We start from the raw sequence: 24,054 nt of genomic DNA, 5'->3' as shown, positions 1-24,054 counted from the left end.
CTCGTGTTCTTGTGCGGCCGCTACTGTACGGGCTTGATCTCGGCCAGGCGCAGTTCGTCGCCCGAGGACGAGTTGGGCGCGTAGTCGACGCTGGCGGCCTTGCCGATCATTCCGGTCTGGTGCGCGATGTGCGCGAACTGGACGACCTCTTCGTTCTGGTAGGCGAAGATCTCCTCGAAGGCCGCCTGGCGGTCCTCGCCGGTGGCGGCGTCGGCCTTCTTGATCATGGCGTCGAGCTCCGGGGTGCCGAACGCGCTCTGGGCACCGTTGCTGAGCATGTACTGGTCCACCGTGAAGGCGGCGTCGCCGGCCTGGTTGCCGTGCTGGATCATCAGGCCGATGTCGCCCTCGTCCTCGACGAACGGACGCACCTGGTAGGTGAGCTGCTGGCTGGTTTCCAGCATCTTCAGCTTGACGTTCAGGCCCGCCTGAGTGAGCTGCTCCTGGATGACCTGTGCCAGCTCCTGGATCTTCGGGAACTGTGCGGTGCGGACCACCAGGCTGATCTGGGCGGAGGTGTCGACGCCGTCGGCCTTGGCCTCGGCGACGAGCTGCTTGGCCTTCTCGGCGTCGTATGCCCACGGCGCGAGGTTGGCGTTGTGCCCAACGACGCCCTCAGGCACGAGCTGCGCGGCCACCTTGTCGCGGCCCCCGTAGAGGCTGGCAACGATGCCTTCCTTGTCGATCGCGTAGTTCACGGCCTGGCGGACGCGGATGTCGTTGAACGGCGCCTTGTCGTTGTGCATGCGGATGGCGACGGTCTCGTTGTTCGGGTACGGGACGCCGAGGTCGCCGATGTTGTCCTCGGGGCTCAGGCCCATCGCGATGTCGGCCTCGCCGGAGGTGATCATGGCGGCGCGGACGCTGCCCTCCGAACGCCACTGGTACTCGGCTTTCGCGTAGGCCGGCTTCTCGCCCCAGTAGCCGTCGAAGGCGGAGAGGGTGATCTTCTGGCCCGCGTCCCACGAGTCGAGCTTGTAGGGGCCGGTGCCGATCGGCTCGCGGACCTTCTCGGTGGAGGACGTCTCCGCCGGCACCACCTCGAGGAAGGAGACCCGCAGCGGGAGGATGGGGTCGGCCTGCTTCGTGGTGACCGTCAGGGTGGTGTCGTCGACGACCTCGACGCCGAGGTCGTCGTCGCCGAACACGTAGCCCTCGACGTTGCAGCCGAGGTCCGAGTTGACGGCGCGTTCGATGGTGGCGGCGGCGTCCTCGGCGGTGAAGTCGCTTCCGTCGTGGAACTTCACGCCCTCCTGGAGCTTGAAGGTCCAGACCGTGTCGTCCTCCGAGCTCCACTCCGTGGCGAGCTTCGGCTCGAGCTCGCCGGTGGTCGGGTTGCGCTCCACCAGGGGCTCCGTGACGGTGGAGCGGTCGATGACGCCGGTGCTGGTCAGGTTCGACTCGCACGGCTCGAGCGTCGGCGGCTCCTGCTGCAGGACCACGCGGAGTGTGTCGGAGACCGCTCCGCCGGAGCCGCTGGCGGCGGTGTCGGAGTTGGCCACGGCGCAACCGCTGAGGACCACGCTGCCGCCGAGGGCCGTGACGGCGAGTGCGGTCAGCGCGCGGCGCTGCGTGGACCTTGCGGCGGGCGTCGCTGTCTTCTGTGAATCAAACATCATTGTCGTCCTTCGGGAGCGGGTGCCGAACTCGCCGCGGCTGTCTACATATGAAGCCGCGAGCTCTACTGGTAAGCAACAGCTTGGGAGTGCGCCCGGTCGCCCGTCAAGGGCGGAAACCCCCGCGACGGCGGGGATCGGGGCACGTGACGGAGCCTTAAGCCGCCCCCGCCGGCGCCGATGCAGTGTGACTTCCGCTACATTTGGCGGATTTTTGACAACCTATGCCCCGAAGGTATTGATCCATGCAACTTGCGTGTTGGACGCGCATTGGCCGCGGTGCCTACTGTGCAGGAATGACCAACAATGCAGCGCCCGCGACCGAGGCCCACACCACCGCGACCGTCTCCGAGCACATCCTGCAGGTGGGTGCCGTCAATCCCACCGTCCAGGCGACCCTCGCCGCGGAGTTCGGCGCCCTGCGCCTGCCCGACGACGCCGCGGAACGGGCGGCGTTCCTGGACACGCACGCGGAGGGGATCGAGGTCGTGGTGTGCTCCGGCCGCTTCGGCGTGGACACGGAGCTGATGCGCCGGCTGACGGGACTCAAGGCCATCGTGAACTTCGGCGTGGGCTACGACGCCACCGACGTCGCCCAGGCCACCGAGCGCGGCATCCGCATCAGCAACACCCCGGACGTGCTCACCGACTGCGTGGCCGACACCGCCCTGGCCCTCTACCTCGACGTCCTGCGCCGCATCTCCGCGGCCGACCGCTTCGTTCGCCGCGGAGACTGGGAGAACACCGGCAACTTCCCGCTGGCCGTGCGCGCCTCGGGCAAGCGGGTCGGCATCCTCGGCCTCGGCCGCATCGGTTCGGCGATCGCCACGCGGCTGGACGGATTCGGCTGCGAGATCCACTACCACAACCGCCGTCCCGTCGACGGCTCGTCCTACACCTACCAAGACTCCGTCGTGGGCCTCGCCGCCAACGTCGACGTCCTCATCGTGGCCGCCGCCGGCGGCCCGGACTCGGCCGGTCTGGTGGGCGCCGACGCGCTCGCGGCGCTCGGACCCGACGGCTACATCGTCAACATCGCCCGCGGATCGGTTGTCGACGAGGAAGCGCTCGTCTCGGCTCTGGTAGGCGGCCGGCTCGCCGGCGCCGGCCTCGACGTCTTCGCGGACGAGCCGCGCGTCCCGCGCGAACTGATGGACCTGGATAACGTGGTCCTGCTCCCCCACTTGGGAAGCGGCACCCACGAGACCCGGCGCGACATGGCCGAGCTGACACTGGACAACCTGCGCAGCTACCTGCGCGACGGCAGCCTCGTCACGCCGATAGGCTAGCGAGGCACCGGGGCCGCACCCGCGGATCCCGCGCCCACCACACACCGGACACCACCTGGCAAGGACACCACCATGAGCATCGCCGTCGGATTCGCCACCACGCAAGAAGCCGCCGCCGCGCTGAGCGCCGCAGTGTCCGAGGCCGCCCTGCGCAGCACGGGCATCAACCTGTACCTGCCCGCGGGGGCCGAGTCGACGTCGGACCTCGAGGCGCTGGAGCGCACCCGCGCCGAGGCCGAGGCCGCCGGCGTCGCGCTGGACGTTGTGACCCTCGAAAAGGACGCCGATCTCGGAGACGCCCTGATCGACGCCTCCTACCGCGCCGACACCGAGGTCGTGGTGATCGGGCTCCGGCGCCGGTCCCCCATGGGCAAGCTGCTGCTGGGCTCGCTGTCCCAACGCATCCTCCTCGAGGCGGGCTGCGCGGTCCACGCCGTCAAGGTCCGGGTGGGGCCGCGAGGCTAGCTGCCCGCCGGTCGGGCGGCAGCAGTACGATGTCGCCAAGCCAGTGGCACCGAAGGGGGTGGGCATGACCGCGCAGCAGCCGTTCGGCCATTCGCAGGGGGTCCGCGAGGTGAAGTCCGCGGCCAGGACCATCGAGGTCCTGGAGCTCCTGGCCTCGCGCGGCAACTCCCCCGTCACCATCCGCGAACTGTGCGCGGCGATGGACGCCCCACGCAGCAGTGTCTATGCCCTGCTGCGCACGCTGACCGAGGCGGGCTGGGTGCGCACCGACCCGTCGCGCGCCACCTATAGCATCGGCATCCGCGCGCTGCTGGCCGGCACCACCTACCTGGATGCCGACCCGCTGCTGCGGATCGTGCGCCCGCACCTGGCGCTGCTGGGCCGGCAAACCGGCGGCACGGTCAACTTCGGCCGCCTCGACTCCGGCCATGTGGTGTACCTCGCCAGTTGGGAGGCCCCGGGGCGCGAGCGGACGACGCCGCGCGTGGGGCGCCGCCTCCCGGCCCACGCGACGGCGCTGGGCATGGCGATCCTCGCTTGGCTGGAACCCCAAGACCTGGACTCGCAGCTCCCGGCGGAACCCCAGCGACTGACCCCCGCGACGATCGTCGGCAGGGCCGCCCTGGGCCGCGAGCTGGCGGCGGTCAGGAGGCGCGGCTACGCCGTGGAGCGCGAGCAGAACACCCCGGGGATCGCCTGCGTGGCGGTTGGCCTCAAGACCGGGGTCGGCCGCGACGCCCTCTCCGCGTCCCTGCCGCTGGCGGAGCTCACCCGCTCCCGGGAGCGCGACGTCGGCGACGCCCTGCGGGCCTCCGCCACGGCCATTGCCGACGTGCTGGCGGGCGTCGAGGGCCTGCTCGGCTGAGCGTTTTCCGGGAGCCCGGCTGGAGGGCGTCTCGCCAGCCGCCGCGGCGGGTGGACACGGACTATGCGCGGGGCGAGTCCGCGGTCAGGTGCCGATTCCGCGACTCGATCAGGTTCCGGAGGTAGCGGGCCAGCAGCAGTCTCTCGGCCAGGCGCCCCAGGGGGCCGAATGGCGCGGCGAACTCGACACGATCGACCATCGTGCTGCCCGCCGGATCCCGACTGAACTCGTGGACGTGCCGGAAGCGCCGAAAGGGTCCCCTGACCTGCTCGTCCACGAAGTAGTCGGGTGACTCCATCTCGGTGATGCGGCTCGTCATCCGCAGCGGAAGGCCGAAGTGCCAAGCGCGCCAGGTCACTTCCTCGCCCAGGGAGATGAGCCCTGACGTCACGCCCACGATGGCGTCCTCGCGGGACGCTGCCATCGAGTCCTTGTGCGCGTCGATGCTCCGGGCGCGGTCGAACAGCTCCGCCGTGTCCATGCTTGTCCGTGTTGTGCACTCGAAGTAGACGGCCATGGTCAGAGTATGGCAGTTCGATCCCGCCGGAGGTAACTTGTCCGTTGCCCGGCGCTACGAGGCAATATGGACCGCCCTGGGCTGGAGGGCCACACCGTCCACCAGCACCGCGCGCGCGTCTCCATCCGGGGGTTCCGAACCTTCCGGGGCCAGCCTCGACTGGTCGCTGCCCGTGCTTGTCCACCGGCGTTCCGCCACCTGCACGGCTCCCCGCATGTGGAGGCGGCCCAGCGCTCCCGTCACCACGCTGGCGCCGAGATGGGTCGATCTTGCCAGTTCAACGGCGGTCTGGGCCGGCCGGACGGCGAGCGCGTCGGCGACGAGCTGCGCGTCCAGGTTCTCCTCCTCCATCACCATCCTGATGGTGAGGTCCAGCCGCATCCAGGTTCCATCCTGAAAGCAGAGCCGCGGAAAGGGCCCGGAGCCTTCATTGTTGCCGGTGTCGATCGTTCCGACCCGCATCTCGCCGCCCCAGAGCCGGCTGCAGGCGCGCCGACCGTGGATGGCCCGGGTGACGTTGCGGCGGGGTGTCCTCATGGCCTCCGCGTGCACATAGGCCTCGTGCAGGTCGTACCAATACGTTTCCATCACATGCTCCCGTTGTGCCAAGACTTCCCGAGCCGGCACTCGGCAACGCGGACGGGACCGGCCCGCCGAGCCGACTGCGACTCCCGAGGTGCCCCGAGAAGCAGTGGAGCCCGGGCTTTTTCGAACGCATCTCATAAGGGTTATCTCACACGGGCATTATTGCGGTGTTATCGGCGGTGCCCATCCTTCCGATTCGGCCACAACAGGCCGCCCGTCCCGCTCGTGCAGCAGATGCCGGAGAAGTTTCCGTTCGGTCTCTCGGCGGCGCCGGACCACCCCGCGGAGCGCGGCTTGGGCCCCCTGCAGGGGCCGCCAGTCAAAGGAAGCGGGCGGGGGTGGCGCAGTGCCCGGCCCCTGGTTCGGTTGATCGTCCATGGGCGATGGTCGCATCCTCCGCCATCCGCCTGAAGACATGCGCGGTGGCGGGATCGGCGAACGCACCATCCCGCCCGCCCTGGCCACCGCCCCCGCGGCGCAGACGATGCGGCGCAGACGATAATGCCGCCATGCTCTTGTAGTACAAGTCAGCCACTTGTACTATAAGTACATCAGGCCAGTCCAACGAAGGATTCCCATGCCGTACACCCCCGATGCCATCCGCCACGTCAAGCTCTCCACGGTCACGCTCCCGCTCGCGACGCCGATCTCCGACGCCAAGGTCTTCACCGGCCGCCAGAAGCCGATGGTCGAGGTCATCTTCCTCTTCGCCGAGATCACCACGGAGCAGGGCCACGAGGGCCTCGGCTTCAGCTACTCCAAGCGTGCCGGCGGCCCGGCGCAGTTCGCCCACGCCAAGGAGGTCGCGGAGGCGATGATCGGCGAGGACCCGAACGACATCGCCAAGCTGTACAACAAGCTCCTGTGGGCCGGCGCCTCCGTGGGACGCTCCGGCGTCGCCACCCAGGCGCTCGCCGCTCTGGACATCGCACTCTACGACCTCAAGGCCAAGCGCGCCGACCTGCCGCTCGCCAAGCTGCTCGGTGCGCACCGCGACTCGGTGCGCACCTACAACACCTCCGGCGGCTTCCTCAACGCCTCGCTCGAGGAGGTCAAGGAGCGCGCCAGCCAGTCGCTGGAAGAGGGCATCGGTGGCATCAAGATCAAGGTCGGCCTGCCCGATTCCGCCGAGGACCTGCGCCGCGTCGCCGGAGTCCGCGAGCACATCGGCGCCGACGTGCCGATGATGGTCGACGCCAACCAGCAGTGGGACCGCGCCACGGCGCTGCGGATCGGCCGAAAGCTGGAGGAGTTCGACCTGGTCTGGATCGAAGAGCCGCTGGACGCGTACGACGCCGAGGGCCACGCCCAGCTGGCGCTCGCCCTGGACACCCCCATCGCCACCGGCGAGATGCTCGCCTCCGTGTCCGAGCACGAGCGCCTCATCCAGGCCCGCGCGTGCGACATCATCCAGCCCGACGCGCCCCGCATCGGCGGCATCACCCAGTTCCTGCGGCTGGCCACTCTGGCCGACCAGGCCGGACTGGACCTGGCCCCGCACTTCGCCATGGAGATCCACCTGCACCTGGCCGCCGCCTACCCGCGCGAGCCCTGGGTGGAGCACTTCGACTGGCTCGACCCGCTCTTCAACGAGCGCCTCGAGACCAAGGGCGGGCGCATGCTGGTCCCGAACCGTCCGGGGCTTGGTGTGACCTTCAGCGACCAGGCGCGCGCGTGGACCACGGACACCGTGGAGTTCGGCCGCGCGTAGGTTCGCGGGGTACCCCGCCCGGACGTGAAAGCATCGAGTCCATGAGTCGAAACCTGACGGCCACCCTGGTCGCCGCGCTGCGCGCCGATATCGTCGATGGCAAGATCGCCCCCGGCGACAAGCTGCCCAGCGAGAGTTCGCTGATTGCCGAGCACGGCGTCAGCCGGACCGTGGTGCGCGAAGCGATCACACGCCTGCAGGCCGAGGGACTGGTGCATACCCGGCGCGGGGCCGGCAGCTACGCGCTGACCCCGCCCACAGAGGGCGTGGGCGGCGGATCCGTCAGGCCGGTCCGGACACTCCAGGAGCGCGCGGCGCTACTGGAGTACCGGGCTGGCTTGGAGACCGAGGCGGCCGCGCTGGCTGCCCTGCGTCGCCGCCCGGAACACTTGGCCGCGCTGCAGTCCAGCCTCGCGTCCTTCGAGGACGCCGCGGGCAGCCCGGCGGACATGCTCGCGAGCGACTTCGACTTCCACCTCACCGTTGCGCGCGCCAGCGGCAACGCGTTCTTCGTCGACGCCGTCGAGGCGCTGGGCCCTGCCATGATCTCCATGCCGCGCGGGCGCCTCGAGGCGGACGACCACCCGGGCGCCCGCGCGGCCCAGGTCGGCGCCGAGCACGCCGCCGTCGCCGCGGCCCTCGAGTCCGGCGACCCCGTCTCGGCGGCAGCAGCCATGCGCACCCACCTGGTCAACTCGCGGCGGCGCATGGAGGCCGAGGCCGGCGCCACCGCCTGAGCGCGCCGGGACCTCCGTGGAGGACGGGTCTTGCGTGCCACTCCCTGGGCGCGCCGGGACCCCGTGATGAACAGGGCCCGCGTGCCACTCCTTGCGTTCTGCCTTGACCGCGGTCCATGGACCCATCGGCGGCGGCACGCCACTGGCCTAAGCTCGTGGGCGGCGATCCAGCCATCCAACAGCCCCGCCGCGAGGCGGAGGAGCAAGGGAGACGCACGATGAATGCATCCGCTACCGCCCGGAGAAGCGCCTTGGTGATCGGCGGGACCGGGATCTCCGGCCGCGCCCTGGTCCGGGAGCTCGTGGCGCAGGGATGGCAGACCACCAGCCTCTCCCGGCGGCCTGCGCCGACCCAGGACGGCGTCCACGCCGTACTCGCCGATCTCACCGACGCGGGGTCCGTGCAAGCCGCCTTGGCCGGGCTCGATCCGACGCACGTGTTCTTCACGGCGTGGAGCCGCATGCCCACCGAGGCGGAAAACATCACCGTCAACGCCGCCATGGTCCGCAACGTCCTGGACGCGGCCGGCCCCTCCGGGACCCTGCGCCACGTCGCCCTGGTCACCGGCCTCAAGCACTACCTCGGGCCGTTCGAGGCGTACGCGACGGGATCCACGCGCGACACGCCGTTCCACGAGGACGAGCCGCGCCTCGATACGCCCAACTTCTACTACGCCCAGGAAGACGAGTTGTGGGACGCCGCCGGCCGCCACGGATTCGCCTGGAGCGTCCACCGGTCGCACACCATGGTCGGGCACGCGACCGGCAACGCCATGAACCTCGGCCAGACCCTGGCCGCGCAGGCTGCGCTGTGCCGAGCCGAGGGCTTGCCGTTTGTCTTCCCCGGCAACGAGGTGCAGTGGAACGGCATCACCGACATGACGGACAGCGGACTGCTCGCCCGCCAGATGATCTGGGCGGCCTCCGCCCCGGCGCTGCCGAGCCAGGCGTACAACACGGCCAACGGGGACGTGTTCCGCTGGCGTTGGATGTGGCCGCGGATCGCGGAACTGCTCGGCGTCGAACCCGAGGGCTATGCGGGCCGGCCGCGCCCGCTCGGGGAGCAGATGGCGGACAAGTCCGACGCCTGGCGCCGGCTGGCCGAGCGCGAGGGCCTCTCCGAGCCCGACCTCGACCGCGTGGCCTCCTGGTGGCACACGGACAGCGACCTCAATCGTCCCGTCGAGTGCTTCACCGACATGGCCCGCAGCCGCAACGCCGGCTTCACCGAGTACGCGGACACCCTCGCGTCCTTCGCCGGGCTGTTCAAGGAGCTGCGCGGCGCCCGGGTCATCCCCTCCTGACGCGCAAAGGCCCGGATCCCGCACCGGCTGGTGCGGGGTCCGGGCATTCGCCGCGGGGCCGGTCAATGGCCTCAGTGCGCTTGAGCCGTTAGAACCCGTCCCCGGCCTTGACCGCCAGCACGGGGCGGTCCGCCTGCAGCAGGATGCGCTGCGCGTGGGATCCCATGATGAACTTGCCGACCTGCGACCGCTGGCGCAGGCCGATGACGATCAGCGACGCGTTGCGGTCCCGGGCGAGCGTCAGGATCTCCTCGGCGAGGTCGTCGCGGTGGGAGGGCCGCAGGACCTCGAAGGCCACACCGGCCGCCGTCGCGGCCTCGGAGACGCGGGCCAGGTCCTCGGGGCTCGCGACCGACTTGTCCACCATGGCTCCGTCGCGCGCGGAATTGACGATCAGCAGGTCCTCGCCGCGCAGCTTCGCCTCCTCGATGGCCTTGGTCACGGCGGCTTCGCCGACGGGCGTCGGGACGTATCCAACAATGATGCTCATGCGTTTTCCTTAACTCGGTTGGACGGGATGGACGCCTGCCGGCGGCGGCGCAGCGCGGACTGGAGGATCGGAGCCACGGCGACGACCACAAAGACCACCAGCAGCGTTCCGGAGATCGGCCGGGCCAGGAAGCCGAACAGGTCGCCGTCGAGCACCAGCAGCGAGCGGCGCAGGTTGGCCTCCAGCAGCGAGCCGAGGACGAAGGCGAGGACCAGCGGGCCCGGTTCGAAGCCGAACTTCTTCATCAGGTAGCCGACCAGTCCGAAGAAGACCACCAGCGTCACGTCGAACATCGAGTTGTTGATCGTGTAGGCGCCGAGCAGGGTGATGAGAGCCGTGATGGGCGCCAGGATCGCCGCACGGATTCGCAGGATCTTCACGAAGACGCCGACCAGCGGGATGGACATGATCAGGAGCAGGATGTTGCCGATGTACATCGAGTTCACCACGCCCCAGAACAGGTCCGGGTGTTGCTCGACCAGCTGCGGCCCGGGGGTCACGCCCTGGATCAGCAGCGCGCCGAACATCAGCGCCATGGTGGCGTTGGCCGGGATGCCCAGCGTCAGCAGCGGGATGAAGGAGCTGGTGGCCGCGGCGTTGTTGGCCGTTTCCGGTCCCGCGACGCCTTCCACGGCGCCGCGGCCGAAGCGCTCCGGCGTCTTGGACCGCTTCTTTTCCACCGCGTAGGCGGCGAGGGAGGAGATCGTGGCGCCGCCGCCCGGCAGGATGCCGAGGAAGAAGCCGAGCACCGAACCGCGGCCGATCGCCCCGGCGGACTGCTTGAGGTCCGCCTTGGACGGCCAGACGTTGGCGACCTTCGCCGGCGCCTGGGCCGCCCGGTGGCGCTCCTCCAGGTTGTAGAGGATCTCGCCAAGGCCGAAGAGGCCCATGGCCACGGGAACGAAGTCGATGCCGTCGGCGAGGTCGAGGTTGCCGAAGGTGAAGCGCTCGGCGCCGGTGAACACGTCGCGGCCGACAGTCGCCAGCAGCAGCCCGAAGGCCGCGGCGATCAGCGCCTTGGACTTGCTGCCGTTGCTGATGGTGGCCACCAGCAGGATGCCCAAGAGGGCGAGCGCCGCGTATTCGGGCGGTCCGAAGTCCAGCGCGAAGCTGGCGACGAGGGGAGCCAGGAACGTCAGGCCGATGATGCCGACCGTTCCGCCAATGAAGGAGCCGATGGCGGCGATGCCGAGCGCGGTGCCGGCCCGGCCCTGTTTGGCGAGCATGTAGCCGTCGAACACGGTGACCACGGAGCTGGCCTCGCCGGGCAGGCGCAGAAGAACCGACGTGATGGTGCCGCCGTACTGCGCGCCGTAGAAGATGCCCGCCAGCATGATGATGGCGGTGACCGGCTCGATCCCGTAGGTCAGCGGCAGCAGGATGGCGATGGTGGCCGCCGGGCCGAGGCCCGGCAGGACGCCGATCAGCATGCCGATGACGACGCCGATCAGGCAGTAGAGGAGGTTGGTGGGGTCCAGAACGACGCCGAAGCCGTCCAAGACCGGTTGGAAGAAGTCCATGGGTTGTGCCTTTCGGTGCCGTTAGAACATGTGGGGAATCGAAGTCCCCAGGCCCAGGATGAAGATGCCGTAGAACGCCGCGACAACGAGCACCGAGTAGAGGACGGCCGAGCGCCAGGTTTCGCCGCCGAGGAACTTCATCCAGATCAGGCTCAACAGCAGGGACGGGATCTCGAACCCGACGACGGGCATCAGCGCCACCAGCCCGACGAGGGTGATGAAGCCGTAGAGCGTCATCAGCGAGAGCCGCGAGAACTTCTCGCCGTCGCCGCCGTGCCGGCCGATCACCAGCTGGCACAGGGACAGGACGGTCACCACGAGGCTCATGATGAACGGCCACATGCCCGGCTGCGGCTGGCTCGGGCTACCGAGGCCGAGCTGCAGCGAAAGCACGATTCCCGTGGCCCCGACGGCGCCGGCCACCAGGGAGGCCGCCGTGTTGGCGATCCCCCCGGCGGTTGGCGGCGCCTCGGATTCCCACAGCTCGGCGAGCTGTTCCGGCGTCAGGTCCGGCTCGAGTGCCGGATCCGGTCCGGCCGCGGCCGACTCGGGCACGTCCGGCACCGAGTGTGCGGACGCCGTGGCGGCGTCGTCGCCGTCGTGGGCCTGGACGTTGCCGGGAACGGTCCCGCCGGTCCTGTGCTCGCTCTGCTTCATGGGAAGAATCTCCTGCTGCTGTGGTTGTTACTCGGACTTCAGCGAGATGCCGTATTCCTCGGTCAGCGACTTGTACGTCTCCGCCAGTTCGGTCCACTCCGCGACGACTTCCTCGCCGGAGATCTCCTTCGGCGTGAGCAGGTTCGTCTCGTTGAACTTCTGGTACTGCTCCGTCTTGAAGGTGGCTTCGAAGGCCGTCTTCAGGCGGGCCTTGACGTCCTCCGGGGTGCCCTTCGGCGCAACCACGGCGCGGTACTGCGAGACGGGGATGTCGTAGCCCTCCTCGGTCGCGGTCGGGACCTCGGGCAGGTACTGGTTGCGCTCGGTGGAGAAGACAACGATGGGCACAAGCTTGCCGGCGTCGATCTGCGCCTTGGCCTCGCCCATCTGGACGGTGGCGAGCTGGACCTGGTTGCCCAGGGCCGCGGTGACCGCCGGTGCGCCGGAGTCGAACGGGACCTCGGTGCCGTCGATCTCGGCCTGCTTGAGTAGCAGGGCCTGGGCCAGCTGCGATCCGGTGCCGACGCCGGTGGTTCCGAAGGACAGGCCCTTGGCCGCCTTCAGGTCGTCGATGGTCTTGAGCCCGGTCTCCGGGTTGGCGACCAGGACGTAGTCGTCCTGGGACAGGCCGACGATGACGTCGACGTCGTCCAGGGAGACGGCGTCCGCCTCTCCGACGGCGAGCGGCGTGATGGTGATCAGCGACGCGTTCAGGGTGGCGAGCTCGTAGCCGTCGGCCGGCTTGGACTCGACCTCCTTCATGGCCAGCGCGCCGTTGGCGCCCGGCTTGTTGACGACCGGCATGGCGACGCCGAGGTCCTGGGAGGCCCCCTCGGACAGGGCGCGGGCGATCAGGTCGGTGGAGCCACCGGGCGCGGCACCGACGGTGACGTTGATGGGCTTGGACGGGAACTCTTCGGACGCGGCCGAGCCGCCGCCCACGTTGCCGCCGCATGCGGTGAGTGCGAGCAGCGTCGATGCTGCCGTGACGCCCAGGACGGCCCTGCGGGTCGGGAAGAACTTCATGGGTGGCTCCTTGTTTTCTGATGGCTGTTGGGCGGATGGATCGCCGCGCATTCGATGCGTGTGAACGGGATCACTCCTGTCCGCCTAGGAGAGCCTAGAAAAGACTATGATGCATGTCCAAGCCCTTTACTGCATTGAGTGATACTCGAAAGGCATCATGTTTACGTTGGATCAAGCGAGAAGCTTCATCGCCGTCGCGGAGCAACTCCACTTTGGCCGGGCGGCCGAAATCCTCAACATGACCCAGCCGCCGCTGAGCCGCCAGATCCAGAAGCTGGAGCGCACCATCGGCGTCGAACTGCTGGAGCGCGACAACAGGAAGGTCTCGCTGACGGCCGCCGGCAAGGCCTTCCTGGTGGAGGCGCGGAAGCTGGTGGTCTCGGCGGACCGGGCGCCACTCACTGCGCAGCGGATCGCCGCCGGCCGCGCGGGAGTCCTGCGGATCGGCTTCACGGCCGCCTCCGGCTTCAGCCTGCTGGGGCCGCTGCTGTCCGAAATCGCCACGGGCCTTCCCGACGTCGACGTGGACCTGCAGGAACTCGTGACAAGCGAGCAGGTGCAGGCCCTGCAGGAGGGCGACCTGGACCTGGGCCTCGCCCGGCCGCCCTTCGACACCGATGTCCTGGACTCGCACCTCCTGCTCTCCGAAAACCTCAGGCTCGCGGTGCCCACGGGGCATCCGCTGGACCGCCTGACCCGGCCCGTTTCCGCCGCGGACCTCAAGGACGTGCCCCTGATCATGCACTCCCCCACCAAGGCCCGGTACTTCTACGACCTCGCCGTCCGCCAGGTTCCCATCGAGCACCGCAACGTGGTCCACACCGTCAGCCAGATCCTGACCATGGTGGCGCTGGTGGCGGCGGGCCGCGGCGTGGCGTTCGTCCCGGAGTCGGCACGGATGCTCGCAATCGACGGCGTCTCCTTCCTGCATCTGGCCGGCATCGAGACGGACATCGTGGAGTTGCACGCCATCTGGAGCCGCGAGTCCCGCAATCCCGCCCTGAAGCGGCTGCTGGAAGTGGTCCGGGTCAGCGCGGCGTGAGGCGCGGCACCGCCGGGCGCCCGCGGCGGTGCCGGAGCTCCATGCCCAAGGGGTATCAATCCATACAAAAGAGGGCTTGGACAGGCATCAAGCACTCTCCCTACTGTGGGACACGAAGCACCATTCGCCCCGCCGCCCGCGGCACCATTGCAAAGGAAGATGCACCGTGGCTCAGTACACCCCCCAGGAACTCGCCGACAAGCTCAAGGACGGCCTGCTGTCCTTCCCGGCCACCGCTTTTGATGCCGAGCTGAACATCGACGAGAAGAAGTACCGCGAGCACCTCGCCTGGCAGGCCAGCTACGACGTCGCCGGGCTGTTCGCAGCGGGCGGCACCGGCGAGGGCTTCAGCCTGACCCCGGAGGAATCCGCATCCGTGGTCCGCATGGCCGTCGAGGAAGCCGGCCACAAGGTTCCCGTCCTCGCCTCCGCCGGCGGCACCACCGCCCAGGCCGTGGCCAACGCCAAGGCCGCCGAGGCCGCGGGCGCCGAAGGCATCCTGCTCCTCCCGCCGTACCTGACCGAGTGCGACCAGGCCGGCCTCGCCGCCTACGCCGACGCGGTCGCCAGCGCCACCAAGCTGGGTGTCATCGTCTACAATCGCGCGAACGCACGCTACAACGCCGACACCGTCGCCGGCCTCGCCGACCGCCACGAGAACTTCATCGGGTTCAAGGACGGCGTGGGCGACATCGAGCACAACGTGAAGGTCTACGCGAAGAACGGCGACCGCCTGTTCTACCTCGGCGGACTGCCGACCGCCGAGACCTTCGCCCTGCCGCTGCTGCAGCTGGGCATGAGCACCTACTCGTCCGCCATGTTCAACTTCGTCCCGGAGTTCGCGCTCGATTTCTACCGCGACGTCCGCAACCTGGACCGCGACGCGGTCAACGAGAAACTCAACCGCTTCGTCCTGCCCTACATCGACATCCGCGACCGCGTGAAGGGCTACGGGGTGTCCATCGTCAAGGGCGGCCTGAAGGCCGTGGGACGCGACGCCGGCGGCGTCCGCCCGCCGCTCCAGGACCTCACCGAGCGCGACCTCGCCGACCTCACCGCGCTGATCGACTCCGCCGCCGTGCGTCCCGCCGCGGCCGCGGCAACGCAGGGCGCCTAACCACCCGGCTGCGGCCGTCCGGAATGCCGGGCGGCCGTAGTCTGTTCCACCCAGCAGACCTGCCGGCGAACGCGTCGGCGCCACATAGATATGAAGGAGCACCCCTGATGCCCACGCAGCAGACCACCCTCCGCGGACACTCGATCATCGCCGGTCAGGAAACGCCCGGCACCGGCAAGACGGTCAACGGGTTCAATCCCGCCACCAACGACCTGCTCGAGCCCGCCTACTCGCTGATCGACGCCGACCAGCTGGACGCCGCCACGTCGGCCGCCGAGGAGGCCTTCGAGTCCTTCCGCGCCCTGGACCCGGAAACGCACGCGTCGTTCCTGGAGCGCATCGCGGACAACATCGAGGCCATCGCACCGGAGTTGACTGAGCGCGCCATGGCGGAGACCGGGCTCCCCGAGGCCCGGCTGAACGGCGAGCGCGGCCGCACCACCGGCCAGCTGCGCCTGTTCGCGTCCGTCGTCCGCCAGGGTGACTTCCGCGGCGTCCGGATCGACCCCGCCAAGCCGGAACGCACCCCCATGCCGCGCGCCGACATCCGCCAGCGCAAGGTGCCCCTCGGGCCCGTCGCCGTCTTCGGCGCCAGCAACTTCCCGCTCGCGTTCTCCACAGCCGGCGGGGACACCGCCTCCGCGCTTGCCGCCGGCTGCCCGGTGGTCTTCAAGGCCCACAACGCGCACCCCGGCACCAGCGAGCTCGTCGGACGGGCCATTACCGACGCCGTGCGCGACGCCGGACTTCACCCCGGCGTGTTCTCCCTGATCTACGGTCCGGGCGCGAGCATCGGCCAGGCACTGGTTTCCCACCCGGTGATCCAGGCCGTCGGCTTCACGGGCTCCCGCTCCGGCGGCACGGCCCTGATGTCCACCGCCGCGGCGCGCCCCGTGCCGATCCCTGTGTACGCGGAGATGAGCTCCATCAACCCGGTCTTCATCTTCGAGGGTGCCCTCAAGAACGACGTCGATGCGCTCGCCAAGGCCTATGTTGCCTCCGTGACCGGTTCCTCCGGCCAGCTCTGCACCGCCCCCGGCCTGGTTTTCGTCCCCACCGGCGCGGCCGGCGACGCGTTCGCCGCGGCCGTGAACGGCACCCTGTCCGGCTCCACCGGCCAGACCATGCTCACCAAGAACATGGCGGGCTCGTGGACCAAGGGAGCGGAGGCGCTCGAGGCCCAGGCCGGCGTCGAGGTCGTCGCCCGAGGACAGGAAGGACCCACCGAGAACGCCCCCGCGCCGACCGTGTTCGGTACCGACGTTCCCACGTTCCTCGGCAACGACGTCCTGCACGAGGAGATCTTCGGGGCCGCCTCGCTGGTGGTCCGCTACTCCTCCGCCGAGGACCTGGTCGCCTCCGCCCGCCGCCTCGAGGGGCAGCTCACGGTGACGCTGCACCTGACCGAGGAGGACCAGGCGACGGTCGCCCCGCTGCTGCCGGTGCTCGAAGGCAAGGCGGGGCGCATCCTGGCCAACGGCTGGCCGACGGGCGTCGAGGTGGGCCACGCCATGGTCCACGGCGGCCCGTTCCCCGCCACGTCGGACTCGCGCACCACCTCCGTCGGCACGCTCGCCATCGAGCGCTTCCTGCGCCCGGTCGCGTACCAGGACATCCCCGACGGCCTGCTGCCGCAGCCGCTGCGCAACTCCAACCCGTGGAAGCTCAACCGCCGCATCGACGGAAACCTGACCCTGGCCGGTTCCGAGGGCAACGCATGAGCGGCCAGCCCACGATCGCCGGCGTGGAGGTTGTGCCCGTCGCCGGGCACGACTCCATGCTGCTGAACCTCTCCGGCGCCCACGGTCCGTTCTTCACGCGGAACGTGGTCATCGTGACGGACTCAGACGGGCGCACCGGCCTCGGCGAGGTGCCCGGCGGCGAGAAGATCCGCGCCACCATCGAGGAAGCCGGCGCGCTCGTTTCCGGCCAGCCGGTGGCCCTGTACCGCACGCTGCTGCGCCGCATCGCGGCCGAGTTTGCGGACCGCGATTCCGGCGGGCGCGGCCTGCAGACGTTCGACCTGCGCACCACGGTGCACGCGGTCACCGGCATCGAGTCCGCGCTGCTGGACCTCCAGGGCCAGTTCCTGGGCGTGCCGGTGGCCGAGCTTCTCGGCGACGGCCAGCAGCGCGACGCGGTCCCGATGCTCGGATACCTCTTCTTCGTCGGGGATCCGGATTCCACGGACCTTCCCTACCTTCGCGAGACCGAGGGCGCCGACGATTGGGAGCGGGTCCGCCGCGAGAAGGCCATGACCCCTGAGGCGGTCGTCCGGTTGGCCGAGGCCGCGCAAGCCCGCTACGGTTTCCAGGACTTCAAGCTGAAGGGCGGAGTCCAGGCCGGCGACGTCGAGGTCGATGCCGTGGTGGCGCTCAAGGAGCGCTTCCCGGACGCGCGCATCACGCTGGACCCGAACGGAGGCTGGCTCCTAGAGGAGGCCATCCGCCTGGGCAAGCGCATGCGCGGGGTCGTCGCCTACGCCGAGGATCCCTGCGGCGCGGAGGGCAAGTTCTCCGGCCGCGAGGTGATGGCCGAGTTCCGCCGCGCCACCGGCCTGCAGACGGCGACGAACATGGTCGCCACGGACTGGCGCGAGATGGCTCACGCCGTCCGCACCAACGCCGTGGACATCCCGCTGGCCGATCCGCATTTCTGGACCATGGGCGGGTCCGTCCGCGTGGCCCAGCTGTGCCACGAGTTCGGCCTCACGTGGGGATCGCACTCCAACAACCACTTCGACATCTCGCTGGCGATGTTCACCCAGGTCGGCGCCGCCGCCCCGGGCGAAATCACCGCGCTGGACACGCACTGGATCTGGCAGGACGGCCAGGGCCTGACGGTCGAGCCGCCGCAGATCCGCGACGGCCAGGTCAAGGTGCCCGCCAGGCCGGGCCTCGGCGTCGAACTGGACCGCGAGAAGCTCGCCGCCGCCCACCAGCTCTACCTGGATCACGGACTGGGCGCCCGCGACGATGCGATTGCGATGCAGTACCTCGTCGACGGCTGGGAGTTCGATCCGAAGCGGCCCTGCCTGGTTCGCTAGGGGGACGCGTCCAGCAAGGGACGGGTTCGCCAACGTAGCCGGTCGGCCAACGACTCTGGTTGGCAGGCACAGGATTGGTTGGCAACCACAGCACTGTCCCGTCCCGACCGGGCCGGTCCGCACACGGACCGGCCCGGTTCTGTTTCACCGAGGTTCCGCCGCGGCCGCCGCGGGGCCCCACTACCCCAAGGAGTTCACGGTGGACGGCGTTCTGCTCGGTTTCGGCGTCGTGCTGGTGATTGTGCTGACGGGTCTGGCCGCGGCCGCGTTTGTGCCCTCCCAGGTGACGGCCATGCAGAAGGGCCTGACCCCGGCGGTCTACTACATCACCAACCCGGCGCTGATGTTCATGCTGCTGGCGGAGACGGACCTGGGTGCCGTCGTCGGCGTCTACACGCCGATCGCGCTGATCACCGCCGCGGTCGGAGGCGGTGTCTACGCGCTCGTCAGCGGTCCGCTGCTTAGGCGGAAGGCCTCGCAGACCGCCGTCGGCGCCATGGCCTCCTCCTATGTCAACGCGGGAAACATCGGACTGCCCATCGCGCTGTACGCGGTAGGCAGCTCCGCGCCGGTCGTGGCCGTCCTCCTGGCCCAACTGCTGGTCATCGCACCCGTGTACCTGGCGATCTTCGCCTGGTGCACCCGCCAGCCCGCCGGCGGCGACGGCGCGCCGGCCGCCCCGCCCCTTTGGAGCACCGTGCTGCGGTCCATCGCGAACCCGGTGACCGTGGCGACCGCGGCAGGCGCCGCGATGTCCCTCACCGGCTGGCACCTTCCGGACGTGGTCTGGACCCCGATCGAGATGATGGGCAACGCGTCCATAGCCATGCTGCTGCTCCTGTTCGGCATGAGCCTGTACGGGCAGAAGCCGTTCACCGAGCGGGGCAGCCGCCCCGATCTGGTCCTCGGCACCGTGGTCAAGCTGGCGGTGATGCCCCTGGTGGCGTGGGTCGCGGGCCGCTTTGTCTTCGGCGTCGAGGGCATCCACCTCCTGGGCGTGGTGGTCATGGCGGCGCTGCCGACCGCCCAAAATGTGTTCCTGTTCTCCAGCCAGTTCCGCATGCCCTCCACCCTGGCGCGGGACATCATCTTCATCAGCTCGATCCTCTCCCTACCGGTGATCGCGCTGGCCGCGCTCCTGTTGGAGTAGGCCGGTGCCGGCGCGGGCCGGACGCCGGCGCGCCCCACGGGGCTATGCGGTGCCCATGGCGCGCCCGGCAGCGGCGAGCGAACCTGCCCGTTCGAGCACCGCCCGGCGCGTGTCCTCGCCGACCAGATCCGCGTTGATGGCCGCGCCGGCCATCAGCCCGGCGGCCGCGGACGCGATGACCTGGGCCGCGGGGTTGGCCACGTTTCCCGCCGCGTAGACACCCGGTACCGTGGTGGCCCCCATCGGATCCACCGCGATCGACGTACCCATGGACACCTCGCCCTGCCGCACCTCGACCGTGTCGACGCCCAGCGGCTCCAGGAAGCCGTCCCGGACCTCCACCCGGGAAAACACGGCGACCGCCTCCCGCGCGACCACCTCTCCCGACGCCAGCGCGACGCCGGTGAGCCTGTCGCCCTCGGCCTCGATCGCCACGACCTCCCCCGGAACCACCCGGATGCCGCGCGCCTCAAGCTGCTCCGCCGACGCCGCGTCGGGCGATTCGGCGGTGTGCAGGAAGAGAACGACGTCGTCCGTCCACTGTCGCCACAAGAGGGCCTGGTGCACGGCGGCCGTGATGTGTGTGGCAACGATTCCCAACGGCCTGTCGCGGACTTCCCACCCGTGGCAGTAGGGGCAGTGCAGCACGTCGCGGCCCCACCGTTCCGGCAGACCGGCTATCGCGGGCCGGCGGTCGACGACGCCGGAGGCGATCAGCACGCGCCGGGCGCGAACAGTGACTTCGTGGTCGATCTCGAGGGCAAACGCCGCGTCCCCGTCGCGCCGCGCCGCAGTCACTTCGCCGGTGCGGAACCGCGCGCCATAGGCTTCCGCGTCCCGGCGGCCCGCCGCGACGAGCTCCAGCGGGGAGATGCCCTCCAGACCGAGGTAGTTGTGCACGTGCCCCGCCGGGGCGTTCCTCGGGCTGCCGGCATCGACCACCAGCACCGATCGGCGAGCGCGCGCGAGCGCCAGCGCGCCGGAGAGGCCCGCGGCTCCCCCTCCCACCACCACGACGTCGTACTCCTCGATGCCCCTCGCCGCCCCGCCTCCTTCCGTTTCGTCTTGCGGCGTCGTGTCCTGTGCCGTGGCGTCCTGCTCCGCCGCCTTCTCCACTACAGCCTTCTCCGCTGACGTCTTCCCAACCATGGTTCTCCGCTTCCGTTCGGTGGCCGCCGTCCGGCGGCCAGGGGTTCAGCCACCCGTCCCCTTCAGCGTGGCCTCGGGATTCGCAATCGGCAACGATTCTTGCCAATCGGCAAAAGCACCGCCGGATCGACCCCCTCGCCGGCGCCCGCCGGGCAGGATTCCGCGGGGCGGCGCCGGATCGACACGGGAACGTGTCCCGAACGTCGCCCGACCGTGTCCGGAATGATCTGGGCCACCCGGTAGTTTGAATTGGGTACGGAGCCTCGGCCATGCCGCCGGCGCCGTACTTCCCCAACCACCACGGTGCCCGCCCCGGCCGTTGTCGAAAGGAAATGACGTGCCCCTCATTGGAACCTCGGAGCTCGAGATCTTCCCGCTGGCCCTCGGGGCCAACACCTTCGGCTGGACGTCTGACGCGGCCGAATCGCACGAGGTGCTGGACGCCTTCACGGCCGATGGCGGCAACCTCATCGACACGGCCGACGGCTACTCCGCCTGGTTCCCCGGCAACAGCGGCGGGGAATCGGAAGCCATCATCGGGTCTTGGCTGGCGTCCCGCGACGCGCGAGACGACGTGGTGATCGCCAGCAAGGTCGGCACCCATCCCGAGTTCGGCGGGCTGGCCGCGCCGAACGTGGCGGCGGCAGCGGACGCCTCGCTGGGACGGCTCGGAATCGACACCATCGACCTCTATTACGCGCACTTCGACGATCCCGAGACCCCGCTGGCGGACACGGTCGGGGCGTTCGGCCGACTGGTTGCCGCCGGGAAGGTCAGGCATGTGGGCCTGTCCAACTACTCCCCCGAGCGCGTCCGCGAGTGGATGGCGCTCTCCGACGAGCTGGGCGTGCCGCGTCCGGTCGCCCTCCAGCCCCGCTACAACCTGGTTGCCCGCCAGCCCTACGAGTCCGCCTACGCCGCCCTTGCCGCCGAGTTCAACCTCTCGGTCATGCCCTACTCCGCGCTCGCCTCGGGCTTCCTGACCGGGAAATACCGGACCCCGGAGGACTTCAGCGGCGTCGCGCGCCAGCAGGGCGTGGAGAAGCACTTCTCCGACGCCGGGTTGGGGATCGTGGACGAACTGCAGCGTATCGGCGCGCGCCACGGAGAAGAGCCGGCGACCATCGCGCTGGCGTGGCTGCGTTCGCGTCCGGAGATTGTTGCGCCGATCGCCAGCGCTCGGGTCGTCGCGCAGCTCGGTTCCCTGTTGGCCTCCGCCCGGCTGGTGCTCTCCACCGAGGACGTCCGCGCGCTGAACGAGATTTCGGCCCCGCTGGCGGAGCTCAACTAACGGCGGAACCGAACCGACGGCGGAGCCGAACCCGCGCAGGCGGTGGCCACAGATCGACGTCCTGCGTCGCCTACCGGTCCGCGTCCAGTCTCCGGGCGCCGGGCCCGGGCGCCACATGGAAGATGTCCGGCGCCGCATAGCCGGCCGCCGCGAATTCGGCGCGGACCCGATCGGCGACCTCCTCGGCATCGGAGGAGCGGACGAGGGCTATCGCCGAACCGCCGAACCCGCCGCCGGTCATGCGCGCGCCCAGCGCGCCCGCCGCCAGGGCCGTGTCCACCGCGAGGTCCAGTTCCGCACAGGAGATCTCGAAGTCGTCGCGCATGGACGCGTGGCTCGCCGTGAGGTGCTCCCCGATCGACGCTGGACCGGTTTCCTCGAGCAGCCGCACCGTCTCCAACACCCGCTGGTTCTCGGTCACGATGTGGCGCACGCGGTGGAACGTCACGTAGTCCAGTGTCCTGCCGGCTTCGTCGAGACGCGACGGCGGAACGTCGCGGAGCGCCGTCACCCCCAGCGCCTCGGCGCCCTTCGTGCAGGCGGCAACAAGTCCCTTGTAGCCGCCCGTGTCGTGCGCGTGGCTCACCCTGGTGTCGACGACCAGGATCGCCAGCGCGTCCGATGCAAGCGGCAGCGAAACCTGCCTGGCCTCGCGGCTGCGGCAGTCCAGGAACAACGCGTGGTCGGCCGTTCCGAGCAGGGCGGCCGACTGGTCCAGGATCCCGGTCGGCGCCCCCACAAAGTCGTTCTCGGCCTGGCGGCACAAAAGCACCAGTTCCTGCCGGCCCACGCCGGCGCCAACGAGTTCGTCGATCGCCAGCGCCACGGCACACTCGATGGCCGCGGAGGAGGAAAGTCCGGCACCGATGGGCACGTCCGAGTCCAGCAGCACGTCGAACGCCGGAACGTCCACGCCACGCTCCTGGAACGCCCACACAACGCCGGCGATGTAGCGCGCCCACGGCTCGACGGCGTCCCGCGCGAGGCCCTCCAGCGACACCTCCACAACGTCATCCCGCGCCGGCGCCGGCCTTCCGGGCGCTGAGCGCGCCCCAGGCCTGCTCTGGCTCTGGACGCTCGCCATCCGCAGGGTCCTGGCCACCGCCTCCGGCCGCAGCCGCACGGCCACCCGGGCGCTGCGGTCGATGGCGAAGGGAAGGACGTACCCCTCGTTGTAGTCCGTGTGCTCCCCGATGAGGTTGACGCGGCCAGGGGCCGCCCAGATTCCGTCCGGCGCCTCGCCGTAGAGCGCGGCGAACGCGTCGGCGAGCTCGGCGCCGTCGTTCCGTGTGGCTCCCTTGGCTTCCTGCGTGCTCATGCCCCTCCTCCAATGCGCGCGGCGGCCTCCCGCAGGCGGGCGGCGGTTGACTCCGGGGTCACGTCCCCGATGAACGCTCCCATGGCCGCCTCCGACCCTGCAAGGTATTTCAGCTTGTTCTTCGCGCGGCGCGGGGACGTGAGTTGCAGGTGGAGACGGACCTCCGCCCGGTCCGGGTGGCGCGTGGGGGCCTGGAACCAGGCGGCGATGTACGGAGTCGGCGTGTCGTAGAGGGCGTCCACGGTCTGGAGGAGGCGCAGGTAAACGTCCGCCAGCTCGGCGCGTTCGTCCGCCGTCAGCTCGGCGAGGCCGCCAACGTGGCGGTGCGGGACCACGTGGGCCTCGATCGGCATTCTCGCGGCGAACGGCACCAGGACCGTCCAGTGCCGCCCGCGTTCCACGATCCGCTCGCCCGCGGCCACCTCAAAGTCCAGGACGTCGCCCATCAGGTTCCGGCCGGTCCGTGCCCGGTGCGCCGTGGCCTGCGCCAGGTGCGTCAGGGTGCGGGCCGGCACGTACGGGTACGCATAGATCTGGCCGTGCGGGTGGTGCAGCGTGACGCCGATGTCGGCGCCGCGGTTCTCGAACGCGAAGACCTGTTCCACGCCGGGCAGCGCCGAGAGGTCCGCGGTCCGCTGGGCCCACGCGTCCACGACGGTGCGCGCCCTCGCCGGTCCGAGGTCGCCGAAAGAATCCGTGTGCCCTGCGCCGAAGGCGATCACCTCGCAGCGACCGTGCGCCGGGGCGACCGCGCCAAGGTCGGGCTCCGGCAGCGCGTCCAGCTGTCGCGGCCCGAAGGACGGGAAGCGGTTCTCGAACACCACCACGTCGTAGTCCGGCGCCGGGACCTCCGTCAGGTGCCCGGCGTCGGTGGGGCAGAGCGGGCACTCGTCGGCCGGCGGGAGGTGGGTCCTGGTTTGCCGGTGCGCGGCGAAGGACACCCACTCCCCCGTCAGCGGGTCGAAGCGCAACTCGGAAGCCGCGGGGCGGTCCGGTAGGTCGCGCGCATCGACTGGCCCGTGGAATACTGCCGGGCCGCCGGCGGATGGTTCGTGGGACCCGACGGGACGTGTGCCGGCGTCGATTGTGCCGGCGTCGAAGAAGTACAGCAGTTCCCTGCCGTCGGCCATGGACGCGCGCAAGGGCACCGGCAAACCGT

At 70.1% G+C, this 24,054-nt stretch carries 22 protein-coding genes; 12 read left to right on the top strand and 10 right to left on the bottom strand.

Features of this window, described 5'->3' with window-relative positions:
• Positions 1–20: 20 nt before the first annotated feature.
• A complete protein-coding gene (locus AC3ZJJ_RS00670; protein WP_489893352.1) occupies positions 21–1,616 on the bottom strand; it encodes an ABC transporter substrate-binding protein in 1,596 nt (531 codons plus the stop codon).
• Between the two features lie 296 nt (positions 1,617–1,912).
• On the opposite strand from AC3ZJJ_RS00670, the gene AC3ZJJ_RS00665 reads away from it, so the two are divergent.
• From AC3ZJJ_RS00665 to AC3ZJJ_RS00655, 3 genes are all read left to right on the top strand, one after another.
• Complete coding sequence (locus tag AC3ZJJ_RS00665; RefSeq protein ID WP_489893351.1) at positions 1,913–2,905, top strand: 2-hydroxyacid dehydrogenase; 993 nt, start codon at positions 1,913–1,915, stop codon at positions 2,903–2,905.
• Positions 2,906–2,977: 72 nt separating this feature from the next.
• Positions 2,978–3,370: a universal stress protein gene (locus tag AC3ZJJ_RS00660; protein ID WP_489893350.1), complete on the top strand. Its 393-nt coding sequence runs from the start codon at positions 2,978–2,980 to the stop codon at positions 3,368–3,370.
• Between the two features lie 64 nt (positions 3,371–3,434).
• Positions 3,435–4,235, top strand: a complete 801-nt coding sequence (locus AC3ZJJ_RS00655) for an IclR family transcriptional regulator (RefSeq protein WP_489893349.1) — start codon at positions 3,435–3,437, stop codon at positions 4,233–4,235.
• Between the two features lie 61 nt (positions 4,236–4,296).
• Here the strand turns inward: AC3ZJJ_RS00655 and AC3ZJJ_RS00650 are convergent, their stop codons facing one another.
• Together AC3ZJJ_RS00650 and AC3ZJJ_RS00645 are read right to left on the bottom strand one after the other, a co-directional pair.
• Positions 4,297–4,752 (bottom strand): SRPBCC family protein, encoded by a 456-nt coding sequence (locus tag AC3ZJJ_RS00650; RefSeq protein WP_489893348.1) that lies wholly within the window; start codon positions 4,750–4,752, stop codon positions 4,297–4,299.
• 54 nt (positions 4,753–4,806) lie between these two features.
• Positions 4,807–5,340 (bottom strand): hypothetical protein, encoded by a 534-nt coding sequence (locus AC3ZJJ_RS00645; protein ID WP_489893347.1) that lies wholly within the window; start codon positions 5,338–5,340, stop codon positions 4,807–4,809.
• Positions 5,341–5,914: 574 nt separating this feature from the next.
• Here AC3ZJJ_RS00645 and AC3ZJJ_RS00640 point away from each other — a divergent pair.
• From AC3ZJJ_RS00640 to AC3ZJJ_RS00630, 3 genes are all read left to right on the top strand, one after another.
• A complete protein-coding gene (locus tag AC3ZJJ_RS00640) occupies positions 5,915–7,048 on the top strand; it encodes an L-talarate/galactarate dehydratase (protein WP_489893346.1) in 1,134 nt (377 codons plus the stop codon).
• A gap of 41 nt (positions 7,049–7,089) precedes the next feature.
• A complete protein-coding gene (locus AC3ZJJ_RS00635; protein ID WP_489893345.1) occupies positions 7,090–7,785 on the top strand; it encodes a FadR/GntR family transcriptional regulator in 696 nt (231 codons plus the stop codon).
• A 218-nt stretch (positions 7,786–8,003) separates the two neighbouring features.
• A complete protein-coding gene (locus AC3ZJJ_RS00630; RefSeq protein WP_489893344.1) occupies positions 8,004–9,089 on the top strand; it encodes an SDR family oxidoreductase in 1,086 nt (361 codons plus the stop codon).
• 88 nt (positions 9,090–9,177) lie between these two features.
• Here the strand turns inward: AC3ZJJ_RS00630 and AC3ZJJ_RS00625 are convergent, their stop codons facing one another.
• The 4 genes from AC3ZJJ_RS00625 to AC3ZJJ_RS00610 are packed head-to-tail and all read right to left on the bottom strand — an operon-like array spanning position 9,178 to position 12,782.
• Positions 9,178–9,579 carry a universal stress protein gene (locus tag AC3ZJJ_RS00625; protein ID WP_489893343.1) on the bottom strand — a complete coding sequence of 134 codons (402 nt, stop codon included), beginning with the start codon at positions 9,577–9,579 and terminating at the stop codon, positions 9,178–9,180.
• A complete protein-coding gene (locus AC3ZJJ_RS00620; RefSeq protein ID WP_489893342.1) occupies positions 9,576–11,099 on the bottom strand; it encodes a tripartite tricarboxylate transporter permease in 1,524 nt (507 codons plus the stop codon). The genes AC3ZJJ_RS00625 and AC3ZJJ_RS00620 overlap by 4 nt, the downstream gene beginning before the upstream one ends.
• A 21-nt stretch (positions 11,100–11,120) precedes the next feature.
• Positions 11,121–11,756: a tripartite tricarboxylate transporter TctB family protein gene (locus AC3ZJJ_RS00615; RefSeq protein WP_489893341.1), complete on the bottom strand. Its 636-nt coding sequence runs from the start codon at positions 11,754–11,756 to the stop codon at positions 11,121–11,123.
• Between the two features lie 27 nt (positions 11,757–11,783).
• Positions 11,784–12,782: a Bug family tripartite tricarboxylate transporter substrate binding protein gene (locus AC3ZJJ_RS00610; protein ID WP_489893340.1), complete on the bottom strand. Its 999-nt coding sequence runs from the start codon at positions 12,780–12,782 to the stop codon at positions 11,784–11,786.
• A gap of 157 nt (positions 12,783–12,939) precedes the next feature.
• Between AC3ZJJ_RS00610 and AC3ZJJ_RS00605 the strand changes: the two genes are divergently transcribed.
• The 5 genes from AC3ZJJ_RS00605 (at position 12,940) to AC3ZJJ_RS00585 (ending at position 19,137) form a co-directional block, all read left to right on the top strand.
• Positions 12,940–13,824 carry a LysR family transcriptional regulator gene (locus AC3ZJJ_RS00605; RefSeq protein WP_489893339.1) on the top strand — a complete coding sequence of 295 codons (885 nt, stop codon included), beginning with the start codon at positions 12,940–12,942 and terminating at the stop codon, positions 13,822–13,824.
• A 166-nt stretch (positions 13,825–13,990) separates the two neighbouring features.
• Positions 13,991–14,941, top strand: coding sequence for a 5-dehydro-4-deoxyglucarate dehydratase (gene kdgD / locus AC3ZJJ_RS00600; RefSeq protein ID WP_489893338.1), 951 nt, complete (start codon positions 13,991–13,993; stop codon positions 14,939–14,941).
• Between the two features lie 107 nt (positions 14,942–15,048).
• The gene (locus AC3ZJJ_RS00595) at positions 15,049–16,662 is read left to right on the top strand and encodes an aldehyde dehydrogenase (NADP(+)) (RefSeq protein ID WP_489893337.1); all 1,614 of its coding nucleotides are present in this window, start codon (positions 15,049–15,051) and stop codon (positions 16,660–16,662) included.
• Positions 16,659–17,987 (top strand): enolase C-terminal domain-like protein, encoded by a 1,329-nt coding sequence (locus AC3ZJJ_RS00590; protein WP_489893336.1) that lies wholly within the window; start codon positions 16,659–16,661, stop codon positions 17,985–17,987. The genes AC3ZJJ_RS00595 and AC3ZJJ_RS00590 overlap by 4 nt, the downstream gene beginning before the upstream one ends.
• Before the next feature lie 199 nt (positions 17,988–18,186).
• On the top strand, positions 18,187–19,137 hold the full coding sequence (locus AC3ZJJ_RS00585) for an AEC family transporter (RefSeq protein WP_489893335.1): 951 nt from the start codon (positions 18,187–18,189) through the stop codon (positions 19,135–19,137).
• Positions 19,138–19,179: 42 nt separating this feature from the next.
• Here AC3ZJJ_RS00585 and AC3ZJJ_RS00580 read toward each other — a convergent pair whose 3' ends face one another.
• Positions 19,180–20,286 (bottom strand): NAD(P)/FAD-dependent oxidoreductase, encoded by a 1,107-nt coding sequence (locus tag AC3ZJJ_RS00580; RefSeq protein WP_489893334.1) that lies wholly within the window; start codon positions 20,284–20,286, stop codon positions 19,180–19,182.
• Between the two features lie 337 nt (positions 20,287–20,623).
• Between AC3ZJJ_RS00580 and AC3ZJJ_RS00575 the strand changes: the two genes are divergently transcribed.
• Positions 20,624–21,577, top strand: coding sequence for an aldo/keto reductase (locus tag AC3ZJJ_RS00575; RefSeq protein WP_489893333.1), 954 nt, complete (start codon positions 20,624–20,626; stop codon positions 21,575–21,577).
• A gap of 70 nt (positions 21,578–21,647) precedes the next feature.
• Here the strand turns inward: AC3ZJJ_RS00575 and galK are convergent, their stop codons facing one another.
• Together galK and galT are read right to left on the bottom strand one after the other, a co-directional pair.
• Entirely contained in the window at positions 21,648–22,895 is a 1,248-nt protein-coding gene (gene galK / locus AC3ZJJ_RS00570; RefSeq protein ID WP_489893332.1) for a galactokinase, read from the bottom strand.
• Positions 22,892–24,025, bottom strand: a complete 1,134-nt coding sequence (gene galT, locus AC3ZJJ_RS00565) for a galactose-1-phosphate uridylyltransferase (RefSeq protein WP_489895903.1) — start codon at positions 24,023–24,025, stop codon at positions 22,892–22,894. Before galT ends, galK begins: the two co-directional genes overlap by 4 nt.
• Positions 24,026–24,054: the final 29 nt, after the last annotated feature.

Source organism: Arthrobacter sp. AOP29-A2-19 (genome assembly GCF_058138025.1).
Note: the sequence above shows the minus strand (reverse complement) of the source record. Positions and strands in the feature narration are given on the sequence as shown.

Bases quoted from the DNA above. Each gene is read 5' to 3' on its own strand.
- AC3ZJJ_RS00670 (WP_489893352.1), bottom strand. From the start codon at position 1,616: ATGTTTGATTCACAGAAGACAGCGACGCCCGCCGCAAGGTCCACGCAG.
- AC3ZJJ_RS00665 (WP_489893351.1), top strand. From the start codon at position 1,913: ATGACCAACAATGCAGCGCCCGCGACCGAGGCCCACACCACCGCGACC.
- AC3ZJJ_RS00660 (WP_489893350.1), top strand. From the start codon at position 2,978: ATGAGCATCGCCGTCGGATTCGCCACCACGCAAGAAGCCGCCGCCGCG.
- AC3ZJJ_RS00655 (WP_489893349.1), top strand. From the start codon at position 3,435: ATGACCGCGCAGCAGCCGTTCGGCCATTCGCAGGGGGTCCGCGAGGTG.
- AC3ZJJ_RS00650 (WP_489893348.1), bottom strand. From the start codon at position 4,752: ATGGCCGTCTACTTCGAGTGCACAACACGGACAAGCATGGACACGGCG.
- AC3ZJJ_RS00645 (WP_489893347.1), bottom strand. From the start codon at position 5,340: ATGGAAACGTATTGGTACGACCTGCACGAGGCCTATGTGCACGCGGAG.
- AC3ZJJ_RS00640 (WP_489893346.1), top strand. From the start codon at position 5,915: ATGCCGTACACCCCCGATGCCATCCGCCACGTCAAGCTCTCCACGGTC.
- AC3ZJJ_RS00635 (WP_489893345.1), top strand. From the start codon at position 7,090: ATGAGTCGAAACCTGACGGCCACCCTGGTCGCCGCGCTGCGCGCCGAT.
- AC3ZJJ_RS00630 (WP_489893344.1), top strand. From the start codon at position 8,004: ATGAATGCATCCGCTACCGCCCGGAGAAGCGCCTTGGTGATCGGCGGG.
- AC3ZJJ_RS00625 (WP_489893343.1), bottom strand. From the start codon at position 9,579: ATGAGCATCATTGTTGGATACGTCCCGACGCCCGTCGGCGAAGCCGCC.
- AC3ZJJ_RS00620 (WP_489893342.1), bottom strand. From the start codon at position 11,099: ATGGACTTCTTCCAACCGGTCTTGGACGGCTTCGGCGTCGTTCTGGAC.
- AC3ZJJ_RS00615 (WP_489893341.1), bottom strand. From the start codon at position 11,756: ATGAAGCAGAGCGAGCACAGGACCGGCGGGACCGTTCCCGGCAACGTC.
- AC3ZJJ_RS00610 (WP_489893340.1), bottom strand. From the start codon at position 12,782: ATGAAGTTCTTCCCGACCCGCAGGGCCGTCCTGGGCGTCACGGCAGCA.
- AC3ZJJ_RS00605 (WP_489893339.1), top strand. From the start codon at position 12,940: ATGTTTACGTTGGATCAAGCGAGAAGCTTCATCGCCGTCGCGGAGCAA.
- AC3ZJJ_RS00595 (WP_489893337.1), top strand. From the start codon at position 15,049: ATGCCCACGCAGCAGACCACCCTCCGCGGACACTCGATCATCGCCGGT.
- AC3ZJJ_RS00590 (WP_489893336.1), top strand. From the start codon at position 16,659: ATGAGCGGCCAGCCCACGATCGCCGGCGTGGAGGTTGTGCCCGTCGCC.
- AC3ZJJ_RS00580 (WP_489893334.1), bottom strand. From the start codon at position 20,286: ATGGTTGGGAAGACGTCAGCGGAGAAGGCTGTAGTGGAGAAGGCGGCG.
- galK (WP_489893332.1), bottom strand. From the start codon at position 22,895: ATGAGCACGCAGGAAGCCAAGGGAGCCACACGGAACGACGGCGCCGAG.
- galT (WP_489895903.1), bottom strand. From the start codon at position 24,025: ATGGCCGACGGCAGGGAACTGCTGTACTTCTTCGACGCCGGCACAATC.